18 protein-coding genes are annotated in these 21,050 nt (G+C 28.3%); 13 read left to right on the top strand and 5 right to left on the bottom strand.

The features are described 5' to 3' along the window. The first annotated feature begins 12 nt into the window (after positions 1 to 12). The 8 genes from BINT_RS08315 to BINT_RS08285 all read left to right on the top strand — a co-directional run bounded on the left by BINT_RS08315 (position 13) and on the right by BINT_RS08285 (position 9,839). Positions 13 to 1,224 (top strand): OmpA family protein, encoded by a 1,212-nt coding sequence (locus BINT_RS08315; protein WP_014488129.1) that lies wholly within the window; start codon positions 13 to 15, stop codon positions 1,222 to 1,224. 1,060 nt (positions 1,225 to 2,284) lie between these two features. Next, a complete protein-coding gene (gene obgE, locus BINT_RS08310) occupies positions 2,285 to 4,327 on the top strand; it encodes a GTPase ObgE (RefSeq protein ID WP_014488128.1) in 2,043 nt (680 codons plus the stop codon). Between the two features lie 75 nt (positions 4,328 to 4,402). Next, positions 4,403 to 4,960, top strand: a complete 558-nt coding sequence (locus BINT_RS08305) for a flavodoxin domain-containing protein (RefSeq protein ID WP_014488127.1) — start codon at positions 4,403 to 4,405, stop codon at positions 4,958 to 4,960. Positions 4,961 to 5,015: 55 nt separating this feature from the next. After that, entirely contained in the window at positions 5,016 to 5,279 is a 264-nt protein-coding gene (locus BINT_RS14810; RefSeq protein ID WP_158306603.1) for a hypothetical protein, read from the top strand. A gap of 10 nt (positions 5,280 to 5,289) precedes the next feature. Further along, positions 5,290 to 7,155, top strand: coding sequence for a hypothetical protein (locus BINT_RS08300; protein WP_049783503.1), 1,866 nt, complete (start codon positions 5,290 to 5,292; stop codon positions 7,153 to 7,155). Positions 7,156 to 7,296: 141 nt separating this feature from the next. Next, on the top strand, positions 7,297 to 8,550 hold the full coding sequence (locus BINT_RS08295) for a hypothetical protein (protein WP_014488125.1): 1,254 nt from the start codon (positions 7,297 to 7,299) through the stop codon (positions 8,548 to 8,550). Between the two features lie 12 nt (positions 8,551 to 8,562). Beyond that, the gene (locus BINT_RS08290; protein WP_014488124.1) at positions 8,563 to 9,162 is read left to right on the top strand and encodes an OmpA family protein; all 600 of its coding nucleotides are present in this window, start codon (positions 8,563 to 8,565) and stop codon (positions 9,160 to 9,162) included. A 2-nt stretch (positions 9,163 to 9,164) separates the two neighbouring features. Further along, entirely contained in the window at positions 9,165 to 9,839 is a 675-nt protein-coding gene (locus BINT_RS08285; RefSeq protein WP_014488123.1) for a hypothetical protein, read from the top strand. Between the two features lie 61 nt (positions 9,840 to 9,900). On the opposite strand, the gene BINT_RS08280 is transcribed toward BINT_RS08285, so the two are convergent. The 4 genes from BINT_RS08280 to BINT_RS08265 all read right to left on the bottom strand — a co-directional run bounded on the left by BINT_RS08280 (position 9,901) and on the right by BINT_RS08265 (position 13,264). Beyond that, entirely contained in the window at positions 9,901 to 11,016 is a 1,116-nt protein-coding gene (locus tag BINT_RS08280; protein WP_014488122.1) for a M24 family metallopeptidase, read from the bottom strand. Positions 11,017 to 11,036: 20 nt separating this feature from the next. Further along, positions 11,037 to 11,480 (bottom strand): type II 3-dehydroquinate dehydratase, encoded by a 444-nt coding sequence (gene aroQ, locus BINT_RS08275; protein ID WP_014488121.1) that lies wholly within the window; start codon positions 11,478 to 11,480, stop codon positions 11,037 to 11,039. Between the two features lie 143 nt (positions 11,481 to 11,623). Next, positions 11,624 to 12,511: a tRNA pseudouridine(55) synthase TruB gene (gene truB / locus BINT_RS08270; RefSeq protein ID WP_041177354.1), complete on the bottom strand. Its 888-nt coding sequence runs from the start codon at positions 12,509 to 12,511 to the stop codon at positions 11,624 to 11,626. 9 nt (positions 12,512 to 12,520) lie between these two features. Continuing rightward, entirely contained in the window at positions 12,521 to 13,264 is a 744-nt protein-coding gene (locus tag BINT_RS08265; RefSeq protein WP_014488119.1) for a hypothetical protein, read from the bottom strand. 88 nt (positions 13,265 to 13,352) lie between these two features. On the opposite strand from BINT_RS08265, the gene BINT_RS08260 reads away from it, so the two are divergent. From BINT_RS08260 to thrB, 5 genes are all read left to right on the top strand, one after another. Further along, a complete protein-coding gene (locus BINT_RS08260; protein WP_014488118.1) occupies positions 13,353 to 13,982 on the top strand; it encodes a hypothetical protein in 630 nt (209 codons plus the stop codon). 121 nt (positions 13,983 to 14,103) lie between these two features. Next, positions 14,104 to 14,913, top strand: coding sequence for an undecaprenyl-diphosphatase UppP (uppP, locus tag BINT_RS08255; RefSeq protein WP_014488117.1), 810 nt, complete (start codon positions 14,104 to 14,106; stop codon positions 14,911 to 14,913). 24 nt (positions 14,914 to 14,937) lie between these two features. Then, positions 14,938 to 18,528 (top strand): DNA translocase FtsK, encoded by a 3,591-nt coding sequence (locus BINT_RS08250; protein ID WP_014488116.1) that lies wholly within the window; start codon positions 14,938 to 14,940, stop codon positions 18,526 to 18,528. Positions 18,529 to 18,765: 237 nt separating this feature from the next. Then, positions 18,766 to 19,821 (top strand): threonine synthase, encoded by a 1,056-nt coding sequence (gene thrC, locus BINT_RS08245; protein ID WP_014488115.1) that lies wholly within the window; start codon positions 18,766 to 18,768, stop codon positions 19,819 to 19,821. Then, on the top strand, positions 19,818 to 20,762 hold the full coding sequence (gene thrB / locus BINT_RS08240) for a homoserine kinase (RefSeq protein ID WP_041177353.1): 945 nt from the start codon (positions 19,818 to 19,820) through the stop codon (positions 20,760 to 20,762). The genes thrC and thrB overlap by 4 nt, the downstream gene beginning before the upstream one ends. 63 nt (positions 20,763 to 20,825) lie before the next feature. Here thrB and BINT_RS08235 read toward each other — a convergent pair whose 3' ends face one another. Continuing rightward, positions 20,826 to 21,029 carry a TM2 domain-containing protein gene (locus tag BINT_RS08235; protein WP_008726867.1) on the bottom strand — a complete coding sequence of 68 codons (204 nt, stop codon included), beginning with the start codon at positions 21,027 to 21,029 and terminating at the stop codon, positions 20,826 to 20,828. Positions 21,030 to 21,050: the final 21 nt, after the last annotated feature.

Genomic DNA, 21,050 nt, shown 5'->3' with positions numbered 1-21,050 from the left:
AATATTAATCTTATGAAAAAAATTAGTTTATTTGTTTTTATATTTTCTATTTTAATTGTTAGTGTTTTAAATTCTGAAATAACACATAAATTTTATTGGAATTTAGAAAAAGGAAAAAGAATAGAATCAGTTAAAACAGCTGATGTAGAATATTATGAGAATGGTATATTAACAAGTACATATAAAGAAAGAAACATTGTTGATTTAACCGTTATTGCGATAGCTCCAAAAGGCGGATATAGAGTAAGCGGAGTATTCAAGATTTTTAGAATGATGAAAGGCGAGAAAGTTTTTCATCTTGATGAAGAATACACAAGCGATTTTATAATTCATACGAATGGTAAATTTGAAGTTCCTTATAATTATTTTATGCCTAATGTAAGACATGTTCCTACTTTCCCTGATAATGAAGTAAAGCTCACTGAATCATGGAATAGAGAATCTATAGAAATTGTTAAAGTAAATAATGCTCCTAATTTGACAATGGCTTTGTCTTCAGATTATTTATTTGCAAATGTTGAAACTAATGATGACGGAAGCAGAAATGCTGTTATACAATATCATATTATGACTGATAAAGATTTGCTTCAGGCTGGACTTTCAAGAAAAGGTTATCCTGAAAGAATATACGGTTTTAATTATGGTACATTCCTTTGGGATATGGAAAAAAATATTCCTGTATCTCAGCAGGAAAGATATCAAATATTATTTGGATACGGAAGAGAATTGTCTTATGCTAGTTTGCAGTACAAAATGAATATTATAAGCACATATAAAATTTATGATACTATTACAAGAGAAGAAGAAGAGTATAATAGAAAAAAATTAGAAGATAATCTTTATAATGATGATAATGTTACTATAGATACAGTACCTGAAGGTTTAGTATTAAGACTTGGAGAGATTCTTTTTGATACAGATTCTTATACTTTAAAACCGGAAGCAAAAAATACTATAGATAATGTTATTAAAGCAATCAAAGAAACTTATCCTGACAGAGAAATCATAGTAGAAGGTCATACTGATAATACAGGACAAAAAGAATATAATCAGCAATTGTCTGAAAAAAGAGCAAAATCAGTTGCAGATTATATACTCCCTAATCTTGATCATGATAAATTATCTTATAAAGGTTTTGCTGATGATGAACCTATAGCTTCTAATGATACAGCAGACGGAAGAAGAAAAAATAGAAGAGTTGATATCATAATCAAATTAAGATAATGCATTTATATTTAATCAAATATATGTATAAAAAGTTTTGGCATATAGATTGTTTGTAATAGTCTGGCAATATTAAAAAAATCATTTTTTATAAACTAAACTTTTAGTATATACTAAAAATTTTTAAGTTTGTCATTTTTTTAGTCAACTTTTTCCCGCCGCAAAAAGTTGCAAAAAGTGCAAGGTATAAAATTAGTACTAAATCATACTAAAATTGTCTTATATGTAGCCTTTCGTGAAGCGTATCCGAGCCTGTCGAGGATATAGCTTCTTTGTGGCAATACCATACCTAAAGGTATTCCTTTCAGTCACAGGCACTTCCTTAGGTCGCAAAAGAAGTGGGGTGTGGGAGCTAGTCTCCACAAATAATAAAAATAATAAAATAATTTTTGACAAAATATATTTGTTTCAGTATATACTGAAACAATTTCATTTTGCCGACCACTGCACATTATATAATTATTATCAACTTTTTTGCCGCACAAAAAGTTTTTATCCTTCGGATACGCTATGCGAAAAACGCAATTACTAGAACTTTATATTAAAAATATATGTATTAAATGTATGGTATAGCCTATATTTATACTAAAAATGCAGTTCTTTTGGTTCTTTTATACCAATAAAAGAACTGGGGTATGGGGCAAAGCCCCAGATATAAAAACAAAAATAAATTTATATTTTTGACAAACTGTATTTGTTTAGGTATATACTGAAAATTTTTAAGTTTGTCAACCACAAGCTGTGGCACCTTCCCGCACAGTATTGCCTACTCTTATCAAACGTCCGTTATACTTGCGGCTGATTACTTATTATTGCACAAATATGTGGTTTTACATTACATTTAAAAACATATTTTACCGCTATGTGTTAATATTTTATATTATTTATAAGTTATAATTACATTCAAAAATAATCAAAAATTGACAAAATATAGTTGTTTAGGTATATATAAGATTATTTATTCAATATTTATAGCATTGATAAAATATATTTTTATAATATAATAAATGTCTGAAAATAAATAATTTAAATATACAAATAATAATAAGGTAATAATAAAATGGATCAATTTATAGATGTAGTAAGTTTTGAAATAGAAGCAGGACATGGAGGAGCTGGAAGCGTAAGTTTCAGAAGAGAAGCTCATGTACCTATGGGAGGCCCTGACGGTGGAAACGGCGGAGATGGCGGAGATGTTATTGTTAGAGTAGATGCAAGAATAAATAGTTTCGGTAAAATAAAAAGCAGAAAAAGATTCAGAGCTAGAGACGGAGAACCCGGAAGAGCTAGATTAAGCGACGGTAAAAGGGGCGATGATGTTGTTATAAGAGTTCCTATCGGTACAGTTGTTTATGATGAAGATACAAATAATATATTAGCTGATTTACTAGAGGACGGACAAAGCTATACTGTTGCTAGAGGCGGAAAAGGCGGAAAAGGAAATAAATTCTATGCTACAGCTACTAATCAGGCACCGGACTATGCACAGCATGGTTTGGAAGGCGAGAAATTAAATATAAGATTAGAAGTTAAACTTATTGCTGATATTGGACTTGTTGGAATGCCTAATGCCGGTAAATCAAGTTTGCTTGCAAGACTTACAAGAGCTAATCCTAAAATTGCATCATATCCATTTACTACACTTACTCCGAATTTGGGTGTTTGTTATTTAGATTATGAAAGAAGTTTTGTTATTGCCGATATTCCGGGAATTATAGAAGGTGCTAGCGAAGGTGCCGGACTTGGACTTACTTTTTTAAGACATATAGAAAGAACAGGTGCTTTATGTTTTGTTATAGATTTAACTGATGAAGATGTAGCTGATACTTATAAAAAACTTAGAAATGAATTGAAGCAGTATAGTAAAGAATTAATAAAGAAAAAGTCTATTATCGTACTAAATAAAACTGATATGCTTGAAAAAGATGAGATAAAAGAAAAAGTAAAGGCTATAGAAAAAGCGGTAAAAAAAGAATATAAAAATAATAAAGAAACCCATTATGAAGAGCCTGAAATATTTGCTTTGTCTGTATTTAGTTTAGACGGTGAACTTCTTGATAAAGTAACAAATGCATTTTATAAAGCAAATGAAGAAAGATATGATAACACTAAAAAAGAAACTAAAGAGCCTTTACTTCTCAATCAAAATAAAAATAAATCAAAGTTAAAAACAAAAAGAGTATTCGGCCCAGTAGTGTCAAAAAGGTTGGGTAATTCTTTAGGAATAGATGTTATACCTCATAAGACTTGCAGTTATAATTGTATATATTGTCAATTAGGTTCTGAAGAAAATACTAAAACTAATCTTGCTAATTATTATTCTGTTGATGAAATAATATATGAATTAAAAGAGGCTTTGCTTAATAATAAAAATATTGATTATATAACATTTGCAGGTTCAGGAGAGCCTACACTTTATAAGGATTTAAAAAAGTTAATTTATGAAATAAAACAAATAACTGATATTCCTGTATGTATTATAACAAATGGTTCTTTGCTTTATAAACAGGAAATGCGTTCTGATTTGCTTATTGCTGATTTAGTTATACCTTCTCTTGATGCCGGTAATATAGATACTTTTAAACTTATAGATCAGCCTAATAAAGAAATTGATTTTGATAAAATGGTTAATGGGCTTATAGAGTTTAGAAGAGTTTTTAAAGGTGAGTATTGGCTTGAAGTATTTTTACTTAAAGATATAAATGACAGTAAAGAAGAGCTTGATGATATAATAAAAATAGTAAACAAAATAAAACCTGACAGAGTACAGCTTGTTACAGCTACAAGAAGAACCTCAAACGAAAAAGCTAAGGCATTGAATGATGAAGAAATGGAAAAGGCAAAGAAATATTTTGAAGCAAACTGCAGTATTGAAATAGATGTGCCTAGCGTATCTGATAAGGCGAAAGGAAATACTAAAAAAATCACTGAAGAAGATATAATAAATTTTTTAATAAGACAGCCTGACACAGTTCATATGATTGCTATTAGTTTCAATGAAGATGAGAGCAGAGTAAATGAATTATTAAAAAAATTAGTTGAAAGCGGAAAGGTGAGGGAAGAGATGGTTAATGGTGTATTATCTTATGCTGTTAATCTTTAGTATAAAAAATAGTTTTTGACAAAGTCTTTTATTTTTACTATAATGTAATATATTAATTTTTTATAGGATTAGTTTATGTCAAATAAAATTGCTGTGCTTTATAAAAGTAAATACGGAACTACAAGAACTTATGCTAAATGGATAGCCGATAAACTTCATGGTGATCTTTATGGTATAGATAATGTAACTTTTCAAAATTTAGATACTTATGACTTTATAGTTTTTGCAGGTGCTTTGTATGCAGGTAAACTTTCATCAGCTAAGGGCATAAAAAAGTTCTATAAGAAATTAAAGGGAAGAAAAAATTTATACTGTGTGATAGTAGGGCTTGGGAATCCTGAAGATAAAGAATTATATAATGATTATGTTAATAAAAATTTCCATTCTGATGAAAAAGAAAATATGAAATTTTATTTTTTAAGAGGAAGCATAGATTTTGATAAATTAAAACTTCATCATGCATTGATGATGCTTATGCTTAAGAGAATAATATCTGCTAAAGCTGTTAAAACAGAAGATGAAAAAGCATTATTAGACAATTATGGTAAAAAAATAGACTTTCTTAATAAAACTTCTGTTGAGGAAATAGTTGTTGATATAAAAAATAAGATTAAAGAACTTCAAAATAAATAAAATTTTAATTTGTAAATCATCTTGAAAAAATAATATTATAATATAAAATGAAAATATGTTTGATTTGTTATTTTTTGATTTCTGCTTAGGTATCACAGCCAAGCCAAGCCAAGCCAAGCCAAGCCAAGCCAAGCCAAGCCAAGCCAAGCCAAGCCAAGCCAATAATATAAAATCGCTTTCTTATAAAATATCAAAAAAAATTTGCCTAATTTTATTCAAAATATTCTATAACATTAAGAATGTAAATAATATTAATAAATATAAAATTTTAATAAAATTTATTGATAGTAATAATAAAAAATTGTATAATAATACTTGAGGGTTATATTATGAAAAAGAATTTTATTAATAAAAATAAGAAATTTTATTTTTTACTTCTTTTATTGATTTTAATAATAGTGCTGATAATGTCCTGTAAAAAGGTAAATCTCTTAGGGCCTAACAATATACCGCCTCCAACAAAATTTCCAATCATAGATGATAATAAACCAGAAATACCGGATTACCCAGATCCAACACCAGTTCCAGATCCTCCAGATGAAGGAGATATTGAAGAAAAGCCTATTGAAGTAAAACCTGAAGTAGTTCAAAACGGTACAGTGTTCGGCGGATATGGAAGAAGATTCAAATTCAAAAATGACTGGTATGTTTTAGCTACAAATGAATATGAATATAACCCAGAAACAAAAATGCTTAGACAATTAAATAAAGGTGCTGTATTAAGAATAGAGAAAGACGGAAAAACAATAACCAAAATACACGGCATTAATTCAGGAGATTTAGAACAAACAGAGTATTGGAAGAATTTACATTCAAAGAAACTCGTTATTACTGATACAGAAGTAAGGATACCTGTAAAAGCAGAGTCTCAAGGCTGGGCAACAAATTGGCAATATAAAATTCCTGATAATGTACCTAATAATATTGGTTATTATTGGGGATACAGTTATGATGAAGAAACTGGAGAAAAAATAGAAGATATTTATAAAAAAATTACTAACGATAATTTTGGTTATGTAGAGAAACTTATAATTCATTACAGTAACAGAAGTTCATCAGATTTATTAAATTGGAAAAAAGCTTCTTCCTCAAATGTATTTGATTTTCCAAAACCTAATTTTAATAATCCGAGTTTTCAAGGAAGATTTGGAAATACTATTGAAAATAGGATAATTTATTTTAAGGGTAAAATATTTGTATTTAAATTGGATTTTAATTTTTATAATGAATATCTTACATATTATATAGAGCCTAATGATGAAGATTTTTATTGGAGTAAAAATGAATATTATACGATTGAATGGGGAAAAGATATGTCTGATGCTAAAAATTGGGTTACAAATCATATGATAAATGGATTGAAAATATATGGTATATGGTATGATGAAAATAAATTGTATGCAGAAATTCAATCTAGTTATTTAAAACGTGGCTATAATGATAGATGGAAATTATGGACTAATTATTATGTTAATGGAAATGATCCTAAGAATGTATATACAACAGAAGATGGTATAAATTGGAAAGAGGAACCTTATGATGTTATGGATAAATATAAGCTTAAAGGGGCAGGGATTTCAAGAGGATATGATCCTGCGTCAGGTAGTATAATTAATATAACTAATAAAATGCTTGGTTATGAAATACCTGATGGTACACCTTTCGAGCCTTCTTATACTGAGTTAAACGGTAAATACTACAGAACTTTCAACAGCACTTATCCTATGCCACCAATAAAGGAAATTATGGAAACTGTTGACAGATTTGAAACAAACTTCACTGTTACAGAAGAACATATTAAAAAGTCTGGTTATTATCAGTTACAAGTTTCTTCAGTTCCACCAGATAAAGCACAAGAGTCTGACTGGGTTAATGTAGTGCCTAATAATGAATTAGCTTCTTCTATAGGCTGGGAGAGCGGAGGAGCTGATTTATTTACTTTCAATAACAAAATAGTGCGTTTAGTTGATTATGACAGACAGTTTAAACTTAATACTCAATATGAAACGGCCTTGAATCTTTCAGAGAAATATTATAATTTGCTTTTAAACTCTCCTATGTCGGAGTTCAAAAAGTATGATTATTATTTCTTGTATTATAAGGCTATGGCTGATATGTTAAAGATAATTAAAGATAAAGGCAATGACTATTTCCGTCCTGATGAGGCTGTTACGCATTATACTTTTGAGCTTTAATGCTAATATTTAATTATAATTTTTATTTAAATAAAATTTAATATTAGCTTGCATTAAATTAATATTAAAATATAATAAAAAATGATTTTATTAATGGATTTATTCATACTTGTTTTTTTTTAATTATTTGTTGGGTTATTTATGAAAAAGGTATACTTAATATTTTTTATGATGATTATTATAAGCATCAATTTATATTCACAGATTATTCCGACTATTGATTATAAAACTTTTATTAATGCTTATATAGAATCTACAGGAATGTATAATAATATTCCCAAAGAAACATTGAATATTTTAACTGACAGCAAACAAATGAATCAGCTTTTCGATGACGGAATAAAAAGTTTTACATTTGGAGAAATTCTTACTATAATACAGAATCCTGAAAAAGTGTTGGACACTACAACAAATGAATCTGTTATATTGTTAGTTGGTACTACATTAGGATTTTTAGAAGTTGCTAATATGCAGCAGGGAACAGCTACAGTAGTTATTAATGCTTTAAAAAATAAGGCAGCTTTCAATGCAGCTTCCGGAAATAATACAGGGCTTCTTATACCTATGCATACACCTATAGGAAGTTTTGGAATTAATTTATACAGCGATGTTCCTTTACTTCATATAAATGATATACAAAATCCTCCTAAAAGAGAAAATGATTATGATTCATTGGCAAAGGCTTTGGATATACTTCCTATACCTCATATAAATGCTTATTTGCAGGTTAATCTTGGACCTGTACCTTTGGCTTTAACTCTTAGAGGAGGTATTTCTTTAGGATTTAAAGAGATTTACGGTGCTGTTGTAAATGATGTTGAAATAGAGTCGCTTGGCTGGAATGTAGGTGCTTCATTAAAGGCTTATCTTTTCAGAACTAAATATTTTTTCGGAGATTTAAGATTTGACTTTAACTATGATGAAGGAAATTTAAAATTAGCTGCCAATAACAGAAATGTATATGTACCTCTTTACTTAGGTTATAATGGCGGAACTGATACAGGTGTAGTATTCAATGGAAATGCTTTTTTAGAATCAAAATGGAAAACTTTTGCTTTAAGTCCTAAATTGGTATTTGGATTTAAAATGCAGGAGAAGGTGCCAGTTATACAATATTTAGCTGCTTATTTTTCTGTGGGAGCTGACATTATATATGGAAGTCTAGAATCAAAAGTTGGAGTAAATGGTATAGGAAGCTATGCAAATATTGTTGGACATAAAATAACAGTTGATGATTTATATGTACCAAATTCTCAAGATAAAATGTCTTATCAGCTTTATGATATGAGGGTTGGTTTTCATTTTGATATATTCTATCAGTCATTTGCCATAGAGTATGGTATATTTACAAAGCAATTTGCAGTTTCTTTTATACCTATAAATATAAGGTTTTAATAGGGTAATGTTATGAGATATATAAAGATATTTTTTATTTTATTAATTCCTTTTATTTTAACTGCCTGCTTCATACCAGAAAGAAGATTATATTTTTCTTGGAATAGACCAACTGAACAAAAAGATCCATGCAATTATGAATTTAATATAAGCAGTAATATGAATTTGATTGAAACTGAAAGAGGAATGATGATAGATACAGATAAGGAAATATATTATAGATTGAATGAAGAGAAGCCTTATAATGTAGAAGACTATGTTTATGTTATGAATGAAATTATAAGTTTTATGAGTAATAATAAAAGCTGCATTTTAGTTGTAGAGGGGCATGCTGATATTATAGGGCAGGGTAAAGGAGATCGTAATTTAAAATTGTCAGAGAGAAGGGCTAGCGTTATAAGAGATGTTATACTTTCTTCAGGCTTTTCTCATAATAGAGTTAAAATTTTTCCATATAGTGATATAATGCCAAAATATACTAATGATATTAATAAAAATAGGAGAGTTAATTTTATAGCGCTTAAATGTGAAATGGATCTTGACAATTATGAAAAATACTATAATAATTATTACACTAATATTATTAATCAGTCAAACTATATGGAGAAATGATTATGTTTAAATCATATAAAATAATATTTATAAGTATTTTGTTTATTGTTTTAAGTCAAATTTCTTATGCCAATATTGGAGGCTTCGAGCTAATAGCCAATGTACCTATAGGAGCAGGTATAACACTTTATGAACCAGCTTCAAAATTTAAGGCAAACGGAAATTTTCAAATAGGAGTAGAAGCTAATATAGGATACATGTTCAATATAAAAGAAAATATGGGTATGAGTTTGCTTGGCTCTTTGGGGTATGGTTTTACAGGATTTAGCTATTCAAAAAATAATGATGCTAATTTTAAAAGTTCTGTACATGATATTTATATAGGGTTCTATCCTAAATTTAATATACAAGGATTTTCTATAGGTATAAATTCTGGAGTAAAATTTGATCTAGCTTCAACTTCTTCAATAAAAACTTCTAGTTCAGATTCAAAACTAGAAACTAAAATTCAGCCTAGAACATATATAAAAGGTACTTTTGATTATTCTTTATTTTTCGATGATAATAATGCTTTGAATATAGGACTTTATATCGGTTATGATTGGGGCTTTGCATGGGGACAAACTATAACAGATTCAAGTATTTCATCAGGTGATAAATATGGAAATTTAGATGTAGGTGCTCAAATAGGCTATAGATTCGGACCTAGATTTGGAGCGAATATATTGAATAAATAAATTTAAAACAATTAAGGCATATAGAAAAAACTATATGCCTTTTTTATTATATTTTTATAATTTATAAAACTATTAAATCTGTAGGAGTGTCATTTATAGAAACTCCTCCGTTTTTAGTTACTATTGCCATATTTTCTATTCTCACACCTCCTAAATTAGGTACATATATACCAGGCTCAACTGTAACTACACAGCCGCCTTCTAAAACATGATCAACAAGAGGTGAAAGTCTAGGAGATTCATGTATTTCAAGTCCTACACTATGTCCTAATCCATGACCAAAATATTGACCGTATCCATTATTTTTTATTATTTCTCTTGCAGCATTATCTACTTCTTTACCTGATACTCCGGAATGTATTGCCTCTATGCCTTTATGATGAGCTTCTCTCACTATATTATATATTTTACTCATCTCTTCAAAATTATTTCCTTTTCCGAAGAAGAAAGTTCTTGTTATATCGCTTTTATATCCATCTCTTGATAATCCAAAGTCCATAAGTATATTGTCACCTAATTTTAATTTTCTTTCAGAAGGTACACCATGAGGAAGGGAAGTTCTTTCTCCGAAAAGTAAAATTGTATCGAATGCTGTTTTATCTCCGCCTTCCTTACGCATTTGATATTCTAATTCTGCAGCTAGTTCCTGTTCAGTTACTCCTTCTTTTACGAATGCTAACATTTTAGTCATTGCTTTTTCTGCTCTGTTAAGATTATCTTTTATTATTTTTATTTCTTCTTTTTCTTTTATATTTCTTATTGTATCTATATCAGCCTTACTTATTCCTATTTTTATAGAATTATTAACCATTGAAGCTACTATATTTTCATAATCAGAAAGATAAAGTCCGTTTTTAGCAGTGTATATTTCTTTGATATTATTTTCTTTACAGAATTCAGCTAAAGCATCATGATAAGTTCCTGCTACAAGTATAACAGTAGTTTTATGAGTAACTTTAGATGCATGTTCACAGTATCTTGAATCTACAAATAAATATTTCTTGCCTTTGCTTATAAGAAGCCAGCCAGCACTGCCTTTAAACCCTGTCAGATAGAATATATTTTCATTTTTAGTGATAAGAAGATTTTCATTTGTTAATTTTAATAATCTTTCTAATCTTGCATCATAATTAAATTTTTTATTTTCTCCGCTTTCAGTTAAAGTTAATTTACACATTTTCAAACTCCGTAATATATTTAATTATTATTTCTTTTCTCTACTGATAATAAATGAGCCAAAGCTAATATATAACTATTATCACCAAATCCAGTAATTACTCCCAATGCTATATCTGATAAATAGCTTTTGCTTCTAAAATCTTCTCTTGCATAAACATTGCTCATATGCACTTCTATAAATGGTATATTAGTTGCTAAAAAAGCATCTCTTATAGCTATAGAAGTATGAGCATAAGCACCGGCATTTATTATTATATAGTCTATACTTTCATCATAAGCTCTATGTATTCTGTCTATAATAGCACCTTCATGATTTGACTGAAAGAATGATACTTTTGCACTTCCCAATGCTGCTTCTTTAATCTTATTTTCTATATCGCCTAATGTAATATTTCCAAAAATTTTAGTTTGAGCTACTCCTAACATATTTGTATTAGGGCCGTTTATAACTAATATATTCATATATGCTGACAGAAACCTTTGTTATAGAATTTTTATTAAATAATATAATATACCTATTACAAAAAAAATCAAATGTTGATTTTGTATTATGTTAATTCATTTTAAGTTATTGGAATATGAATATTGTTTTTTATAATTAAAATTTAATCAATATCTATGAATGCATATTTATTATTTTTATCAGTGCAGTTTTTTTCTATTATTGCAAGAAGGTTATTTTTATTATCTGTTAATGCCATATATTTATTATTAATTTTTATATCTTCTATTGTTTTTGTATTACCGCATAATATCTGCTTTATATCTGATTCATCTTCTATTATTGTTTTATCGAATTTTTTAAACATATCGAAGAATGATAATATTTTATTTTTATTTATATCTTCAATATTGCATGACATATCAATATTATAATTTCCTATTGAAACTCTTTTTAATTCTTTTGTGTAGGCTAGATTTCCTGTAATTTCTCCTATATCTCTTATTATTGATCTTATATAAGTACCTTTGCTTACTGAGGTTTTTATTTTGAAATAAGGATAATCATATTCTAATAATTCAATTTTTTCTATACAAACATCAACATCTTTTAATTCAAAGCTTTTATTATCTCTAGCTAAATCATAAGCCCTTTTACCATTTATTTTTTTAGCACTATATATAGGAGGCTTTTGCTTTATATTGCCTTTGAAATTTGTTTTTATAATACTTTCTAATTCTTCAAAACTTAATTTATTATTATTATCTGATTTTTTTATTGTATTACCTTCTATGTCATCAGTATCTCTGCTTTCTCCGAATATTCCTGATGCTATATATTCTTTATTTAAATCATCGAATAAGAAAAATAATTTAGTATATCTTCCAAATGCTAATATTAATACTCCGTCAGCAAAAGGATCTAATGTGCCTGCATGTCCCACTCTTTTTTCTAATATATTTTCTTTTTGCTTTAACATCGTTTTTGTTTGTTTTATGGCATCAAAAGAAGTTATGCCCACTGGTTTATTTAAAATACAAAATCCTTTCACTATATTTAATTATCCTCTTATTATCTGAAGTGAGTTAAAATATATATTCAAAATGTTTTCTGATATATTAGAAAGATTGCTGTATTTCTTTGAAAACAAATCATTTCCTATTGATTTAACTAAATCATCTATGGTTTCTATATTATGTTTCAAAGTTCCAAGTTGCTGCTGAGATAGATGAAGAAGATGAATATTACTTTTGTCAAATTCTGATATAGTAGTTTTTACAGCATCATCAAGAAGATAATATACCACTATCAATTTTTCTTCCTCTTCGGGTGAAAGTGTAGTATTAGAACCTGCATATATTTTTGAAAGCTCTCCGATTCTATATGCTATTTTATATATTGAGTTTAAATTGTCAAAAAACCAATTAACATTATTTCTTTTTCTCAAATCCGAAAGTACATATTTAATATCATGCAGTATAGAATATCCGGCACTTTCATCTTCTTTGCTTGATATATAATAATGTGATCTTATAAGTATATCCTGCAAAGAATCAAAATCTGCTTTCCATTGAGGATCTTCTGTATTTGAATTATAGTACTGTTTTTTAAAATCATTCCATATAACTATAAATTTTTCTATAGCTTCTTTTCTATTTGGATTATTAACATCTCTTATTATCAATAATGTATCCATATACGCTTTATCTAAAGAAGCCATATCTTCTAAAAAATTATCCTCTTTTTTCTGACATGATGAAAATATGAATACAGTTAATAACAATATAAATATCTTTATATTCAATATGAAATCTCCATATATTTATTTTACAATTATTAATATAATAAAGTTAAAATAATTAATATTATAAAGGGATAATTTATTATAATTTATGGAAAAAAACAAGCTCTATTTTATCATTATTTTATTATTATTTTATTTAATTTCATGTTCAAAGAATAATGTACAAAAAGGTAATTTCTATTCAAAAGTTTATACGGATGTAAGTTTTGAAGCCAGCAAATCAAAGGCAATAGATTCTATATACTATTATATAGCCAAGGAAACTTCATCAATAATCAATAGAACTGATTTTAATATAGTAGCAGTATCTTTAAAGGATAATAATTTGATAGATTTTGATAATAAGGATATAGCTAATATAAAAGAATACAAAAAAGATGATAATTTTTATGTTGAGATAAAGGTAAAAGACATAGATGTATATAATAGAACTTTGGCAATATTACAAAAATTAAAAAAAGAGGGAAGCGTAGAAGATAAATTTTTCAGAGCTAATGCTTCAATACAAATGCCTGATGCAGGAAATCTTAGTGCTTATACAAAACAAATGCTTACTCAAAATGCTTTAAAAAGGGCTTATGAATCATTATTTAAAATATTGAGAAGCAATGATATAGATGTTAACAGAGCCGTACAATTAACAAATGAGGCTTATATACTAGAAGAAAGCTATAGTTCTAATGAATATAATGTGGTTGTTGAAACTATTTTGGAGTGATGTTCTAATTATAAGCCATTATTCTAGATTATCATAATATAGTTGACATAATTTTTTACTATTGCTTTTTTTAAACTATCCGAAAATTATACAGATATTATGTAAACAACGGGGTAGTTTAATGATAAAAGCTGTAATACTTGGTTTTGTTCAGGCTATAACAGAATTTCTGCCGGTTTCGAGTTCCGGTCATTTAAGAATAACAGAATATTTTCTAAATTTTCATGCGGAAAACATATTATCATTTGAAGTTGCACTTCATTTCGGTACATTCTTAGCTACATGTTTAATATTCCGTAAAGATATAATAAATGCCATTGTGGGATTCTTTTCAGGACTTAAAGATGTTAAATATGCAAGCAAAAATAGCGAAGGCTTTAGAATATCTTTAATGGTGATAATAGCTTCTATACCTGTTGCTATAGTAGGCTTATTATTAGAACAATATTTAAGTAATTTGGATTTACAAAGAATAGGACTTAATCTTATTATAACAGGTTCTATACTTCTTCTCACTAGAAAATTAGATAAAAATACTTACAGCAATGATTTAAAAGATGTATTTACTATGACTTATAGGAATGCATTTATAATAGGATTAGCTCAGTCAGTTGCAATATTTCCGGGTATATCAAGATCTGGTATGACTATAAGTGCCGCTTTATTTTTAGGATTAAATAGAGATTTAGCAGGAAGATTTTCTTTCTTAATATCATTACCTGCAATATTCGGAGCTTTATTGTTATCAATAAAAGATATTGCTAATTTTGATATTACTTATGCTTTAGTAGGATTCTTTACAGCATTTGTATTTGGTATTATAGCATTGAAATTTCTTCTTTCATTTTTGAAGAAGGGAAAACTTTTCTATTTCGGATTCTATTGTCTTATAGCCGGAATGGCAGTTTTCTTCTATTTTTTGCAGGTATGATTTATTAGGTATTGGAGTTTTATTATGGGATTATTTAAAAGAAAATTAACAATACAAAAAAGAGCAGAACAAAAGAAATTTGAACAGAGATCAGAGAATCAAAATTTCGATGATTATATTCAGGAAGAATATGAGAATAGAAATCCTTTTTTTGATATAATGGGTTTCTTATGTCTTTTATTTGCAGGTATACTTCTTCTTTCATATTTTAGCATGAATATGGAAGATTTAAACTCCAATAATGAAATTAAAAATTTATTAGGTATATTCGGTGCTTATATATCAAGCTATTCATTTTTGGCATTTGGATTCGCATCTTATGTTATACCTGCATTTTTCATATATGCCGGAGTTAATATAATATTAAAGAACTCCACTGACAGAATATTAATATCGGCACTATCATCTTCTATATTGATGATACTTCTTAGCATACTATTAAATATATTCTTGGGAAGTTTAGATTTTTATAATAAGGGCGGTATGTTGGGTGAGTTTATAGGAGGTTCTTTAGTATCAATATTCGGTAAGACTGGTGCTGTTATGATCGTAATTGCAGGACTTGTAATAACTGCTATTATATTTGCTAAACTTTCTATAATGGATTTAGTTAATTATTTCAGAAATATGATGAGAAATGTTGATTTTGAGAAAATAAAAGATATAGAACAAAAAGTAGTTAATGGAATAAAAGATTTAGAAATAAAATCAATTAAAAATACTGAAACTTCTCTTCAGACTGATAATAAAGAAAAAACATACTCTAGAGATTATATTCCTTTATTTGATACTAAAGAGATTTCAGAATTAGAATTTAAAACTGTACCATTCATAGAAAAAGTAGAAAATAATAATTATAGTTTTGATGAAAAAAAATACAGAGAAAATTTATTGAGAAGAAATAACTCTGTAAATAGTTTCTTTACTAAAACTGATTCATTTAGTAAAGAAGCTGAGAATCTTACAAATGAATTAAAAAACATGCATTTTAATGGCGGAATAAATATAAATGCATTGGAAAATAGAGAGGAAGATTTGGGACTTACTTTGGCAGAAGTTGTTTTCGGAAAAGAAAAAGCCAATAAAAATCACCCTGTTCGCAATAGTAGTATGGAAATGGAAGATGAGTTCTATAGAAATTATTATAATGATTTCATAAATAAAAAAAAAAATGAAGAATTAGAAGAAACAGAAAATAATGATTTTAATGAATTTGAAGGACTCGATTATAATATAAATTATTTAAAAAAGTCAGATTTCAAAAGAGCTGCCTACGATGATTCATTTAATAATTATGCTAAATATAATGTTGAAGATCAATATATAAGAGCCAATAGTGTAGAAAGCTATGAAAATTATATGTATGATTATTCTAATATAAATAATACAAATAAAGAAGAAACAAATATTAATGAAAATGTTGAAGAAGAAGATAGTTTTGAAAAGCTTCAGAGATTAGTAGAAGAGAATAAAAGAAACAAAGAAATTGAATCAAATGAAATTTATGAAGTGCATAATAATATTGACAGCATTGTAGAAACTAAAAAAGAAGAAGAAAAAAAAGAATATGTTTTGACTTCAAATAATGTTGGAAACAGTATAAACAGCAGTAAGAAGAAAAAAGAAGCATTTGAATTTGGTATGGGATATGCTTCAAAAAGAGAATATAACAGAGCAGATCATATACCGAATTATAATAATCATGATAACAACAATTATATTGACAGTAAAATAGATGAGTTTGATTTGGACGAAGAAGAGCTTTATAATGCAGATTCCAATATAGAAGATATAAGATTAAAAACTAGAATTGTAAGTCATGAAAATAATATTAATAATGAAAACTTATTAGAATCTAATAATAATTTGAATAATGCTTTAGACAATAGTATAAAAGAAGATAATAATATAGAAAATCATAATAATATAATTGATACTCCTATACTAAAAGAATCAGAGGAAATAAATGAAACTGATAAAAAAATAGATAATAATGAAACTCATATAAATAATGCACCTCAAGAGGAAGCAGGATTTATAAATATAGAATCTCAAAAAACAGTTGATACATTAAAGCCTATGAAATCAGTTATAGGTACTAAATCAATTAAGAATTTTGACAGCGAGCGTATACAGTCTAATTTTGATACTAAATATGTTGATAAGCATTATAAGCATCCGCCTTTTGATTTATTAAATAGATCAATACCTGTAAATGACGGTGCTATGATGGAGTCTATTAAACAAACAGCAATGCAGCTTGAGCATACTTTATTAGACTTTAATATTGAGGCAAAAGTTACAGGAGTATCAAGAGGACCTGTTATTACTAGATATGAACTTGAAATTGCATCTGGAATAAGAGTTTCAAAGATATCAAATCTTACAGATAATATTGCTTTGGCTTTAGCTTCCGAAAGTGTAAGGATAATAGCTCCTATACCGGGACGTTCTGTTATAGGAATAGAGATACCTAATAAAGTGAGAAATGCAGTTTTCTTGAGAGATGTTTTGGAAAGTACCGATTTCAGACAGTCAAAACTAGATATACCATTCGTGCTTGGAAAAGGTATTTATGGTAATAATGTTGTATCCGATATGTCAGAAGCTCCTCACTTATTAGTTGCCGGTACTACTGGTTCTGGTAAAAGTGTTTGTTTATCTACAATAATACTTTCACTTTTATATAAGTTTAGACCTGATGAGCTTAAATTTATATTTGTTGATAAAAAGAGAGTAGAGCTTTCCATTTATAACGGCATACCTCATTTGATGTCGCCTGTAGTTTCAGATGAAAAGAAAGCTACAATAGTATTGAGATACATTGTAGATATAATGGAAAAGAGATACGAGAGAATGGAAAGATTCTTCGTTAGAAATGTTAAAACTTATAATGAGAAGGTAAGACAATTACTTAAAGAAGGTGAAACAGAATTTAACGGAGAGCCTTTAGAGTTATTCCCATATATAGTGCTTGTAATAGACGAGCTTCATAACTTAATGGTTGTTGCTTCAAAAGAGGTGGAAGATTTAATATCACGTTTGGCTGGTATGAGTAGGGCAGTTGGCATACATTTGATTATAGCTACACAAAGACCTTCTGCTGATGTTGTTACTGGAGTTATAAAGGCTAATCTTCCAACTAGAATAGCATTCCAAGTACCTAATAAAACTAACTCAAGAATCATTATTGATATGTCAGGTGCCGAACAGTTATTAGGTAAAGGAGATGCTTTATTCTGTGCTTCTGGAAGTCAAATGCCGGACAGAGTACAGGGAGCTTTCGTTTCTGATAATGAAGTTAAAAAAGTTGTTGATTATTTATCAGGTCAGATGTCGCCTATGTTTGATGAGAGTTTAATTGCTGCTTTAGAGGGCAGTGATGCTGATGATAAAAATACAGATGAGGAAGATATACTTGATGAAGAGCTTTGGGAGGATGCAGTTCAGTTGGTTGCTAGAACAGGTAAAGCTAGTGCTTCATTCCTTCAAAGACGTTTGAAAATAGGATATAACAGAGCGGCAAGGATAGTAGAGATAATGGAGCGTCAAGGTATAGTAGGACCAGAAAACGGCAGCAAGCCTAGGGAGGTTTTAATAACTTTAGATGAATAATTATTTATATAATAATTATGAATATTAATTAAATTAATTAGAAGCTATCAAATATTTATATATATGTTTATACCTATCTTAAAAACAGGAGAATTAAAAAATATTAATTCTCTTGTTTTTTATTAAATAAGTATTATTATTATATTAATTAATAACTTGAAAAATTATGATTTATATTATATTCTATATCAAATACTATCAAAGATAATTTTTAATTAAATTAAAAAGGATAAAACTATGAAAGCTTGGAAAGGACTTTTAAGAGAATACAGAAAATATTTACCTATTACGCATCAAACCCCATTAATAACCTTGCATGAAGGAAACACCCCTTTAATTAAAGCTGAAAGAATAGGAAGGGATTTAGACATAGAATTATATTTGAAATATGACGGACTTAATCCTACAGGTTCTTTTAAAGATAGAGGTATGGTTATGGCTGTTGCTAAAGCACTTGAAGGTAGAGATACTAAAGCTATAATGTGTGCTTCTACAGGAAATACTTCTGCATCTGCTGCTGCTTATGCTGCTAGAAGCGGTATAGATTGTATAGTGGTTATACCTGACGGAAATATTGCTTTGGGTAAATTAGCTCAGGCTTTAATGTACGGTGCTAAAGTTATAGCTATTAAAGGAAATTTTGATGAGGCTCTAAAGGCTGTGGTTGATATTACCAATAAATATCCTATTACTTTGGTAAATTCTATCAATCCTTTCAGACTTCAGGGACAAAAAACTTCCGCATTTGAAATTTGTGATGTTTTAGGAAAAGCTCCTGATTATTTAGCTATACCTGTTGGAAATGCTGGTAATATATCTGCATATTGGATGGGCTTCAAAGAATATAAAGAAAATGGAAATATAAATAATCTTCCAAAAATGATAGGTTTCGAGGCTGAAGGTTCTGCTGCTATAGTACAAAATAAAATAATAGAGAATCCTCAAACATTAGCTACTGCTATAAAAATAGGAAATCCTGCCAGCTGGAAACTTGCTGTTAATGCTGCTAATGAATCAGAAGGTTTTATTGACTCTGTTACTGATGATGAGATATTAGAGGCTTATAAAATGCTTACAATGGAAGAAGGTGTATTTGCTGAGCCTGCTTCTGCTGCTTCTCTTGCTGGTATAATAAAAAGCCGTAAAGCTGGAAAGATAAATAAAGGTGATACTGTAGTGTCTGTATTAACAGGAAACGGACTTAAAGACCCTGATAATGCAATTAAAATCTGCAATGAACCTATAAAAGTTGACAACAATATAGAAGAAATAAGAAAAGCTATAGGAATATGATAATGAATAAATCTCAAAATAAAAAACTTGTAACTTTTAAAATACCTGCTACATCTGCAAATATTGGTTCCGGATTTGATAGTGTAGGGCTTGCTTTAGATTTATATAATGAAATACATATATATTCTAATGATAATTCTAAAAAGATAGAATTTGAAATAAGCGGAGAGGGTGAAAACGAGATATCAAAAGACAATAATATGATACTCGATGCTATGAAATTAGTATACAAAAGATTAAAATCAAAGCCTGATAAAGGATATATAATAAAATGTATAAATAGAATACCTCTTTCACGCGGACTTGGAAGCAGTTCTGCAGCTATAATAGGAGGACTTCTTTCTGCTAATTATATACTTGGAAATAAACTTTCTATTGAAGATGATATATTGAATATGTCTGTTCAGCTTGAAGGACACCCTGATAATGTATCGCCTGCAATATTAGGAGGCATTATTTCTGGTGTAGTTCGTAAAGATGAAGATTTCAAATATGTAAAAATAAAGCCTCCTAAAGATTTAAAGGCAATAGTTGCAATTCCTAACTTTTATTTAAGCACTGAAACTGCTAGAAATGCACTTCCTAAAGAAATAACTTTTAAAGATGCTATATTTAATATTTCAAGGGCTGCACTTCTTACTTCTGCATTATCATCAAATAGATTAGATTTACTTGAGGTTGCTACAGATGATAAACTTCATCAGGATTACAGAGCTAAATTCATACCGGGGCTTAAAGATTTATTTAAGAATACTAAAGCTGCCGGTGCATATTCTGTTACAATAAGCGGAGCAGGTTCTTCAATACTTTCTCTTGTTAAGAACGATGAAAAGATAATCAAAAAAGTTTCTGAAGCTATGAAAAGCAGTTTCAATAAAAAGAAAATAGACTGTGAGATAAAAGTGTTGAATATACCTCAAAAAGGTGTCATAATAAAATAGATTTTAATTATTTATTTAATATTAAAAAAGGTTAGTACTAAAAATACTAACCTTTTTATTTTATTATTTTCTTAATTTTCTTCCTTCTTTATCAGTAAATTGATCTAATAGTATCATAACAATATCTATAATGTACCATATACCAAAACCGCCTGCTGTGAGCCAGTATAATATACCGGTTCCTATTTTTCCTACATAGAATCTATGAACAGGTAGGAATATTGCAAAAAGCAATGTAACAACCCAGCTTCTATCTGAAACTTCCATATGTTCTCCTTAAAAATTATT

This window comes from Brachyspira intermedia PWS/A, from assembly GCF_000223215.1.
Taxonomy (GTDB): domain Bacteria; phylum Spirochaetota; class Brachyspiria; order Brachyspirales; family Brachyspiraceae; genus Brachyspira; species Brachyspira intermedia.
Note: the sequence above shows the minus strand (reverse complement) of the source record. Positions and strands in the feature narration are given on the sequence as shown.

Coding starts and splice junctions, on each gene's coding strand:
- BINT_RS08315 (WP_014488129.1), top strand. CDS start 13: ATGAAAAAAATTAGTTTATTTGTTTTTATATTTTCTATTTTAATTGTT.
- BINT_RS08290 (WP_014488124.1), top strand. CDS start 8,563: ATGAGATATATAAAGATATTTTTTATTTTATTAATTCCTTTTATTTTA.
- BINT_RS08250 (WP_014488116.1), top strand. CDS start 14,938: ATGGGATTATTTAAAAGAAAATTAACAATACAAAAAAGAGCAGAACAA.
- BINT_RS08300 (WP_049783503.1), top strand. CDS start 5,290: ATGAAAAAGAATTTTATTAATAAAAATAAGAAATTTTATTTTTTACTT.
- thrC (WP_014488115.1), top strand. CDS start 18,766: ATGAAAGCTTGGAAAGGACTTTTAAGAGAATACAGAAAATATTTACCT.
- obgE (WP_014488128.1), top strand. CDS start 2,285: ATGGATCAATTTATAGATGTAGTAAGTTTTGAAATAGAAGCAGGACAT.
- BINT_RS08285 (WP_014488123.1), top strand. CDS start 9,165: ATGTTTAAATCATATAAAATAATATTTATAAGTATTTTGTTTATTGTT.
- BINT_RS08305 (WP_014488127.1), top strand. CDS start 4,403: ATGTCAAATAAAATTGCTGTGCTTTATAAAAGTAAATACGGAACTACA.
- aroQ (WP_014488121.1), bottom strand. CDS start 11,480: ATGAATATATTAGTTATAAACGGCCCTAATACAAATATGTTAGGAGTA.
- BINT_RS08280 (WP_014488122.1), bottom strand. CDS start 11,016: ATGTGTAAATTAACTTTAACTGAAAGCGGAGAAAATAAAAAATTTAAT.
- thrB (WP_041177353.1), top strand. CDS start 19,818: ATGATAATGAATAAATCTCAAAATAAAAAACTTGTAACTTTTAAAATA.
- BINT_RS08260 (WP_014488118.1), top strand. CDS start 13,353: ATGGAAAAAAACAAGCTCTATTTTATCATTATTTTATTATTATTTTAT.
- BINT_RS08295 (WP_014488125.1), top strand. CDS start 7,297: ATGAAAAAGGTATACTTAATATTTTTTATGATGATTATTATAAGCATC.
- BINT_RS08235 (WP_008726867.1), bottom strand. CDS start 21,029: ATGGAAGTTTCAGATAGAAGCTGGGTTGTTACATTGCTTTTTGCAATA.
- uppP (WP_014488117.1), top strand. CDS start 14,104: ATGATAAAAGCTGTAATACTTGGTTTTGTTCAGGCTATAACAGAATTT.
- BINT_RS14810 (WP_158306603.1), top strand. CDS start 5,016: ATGTTTGATTTGTTATTTTTTGATTTCTGCTTAGGTATCACAGCCAAG.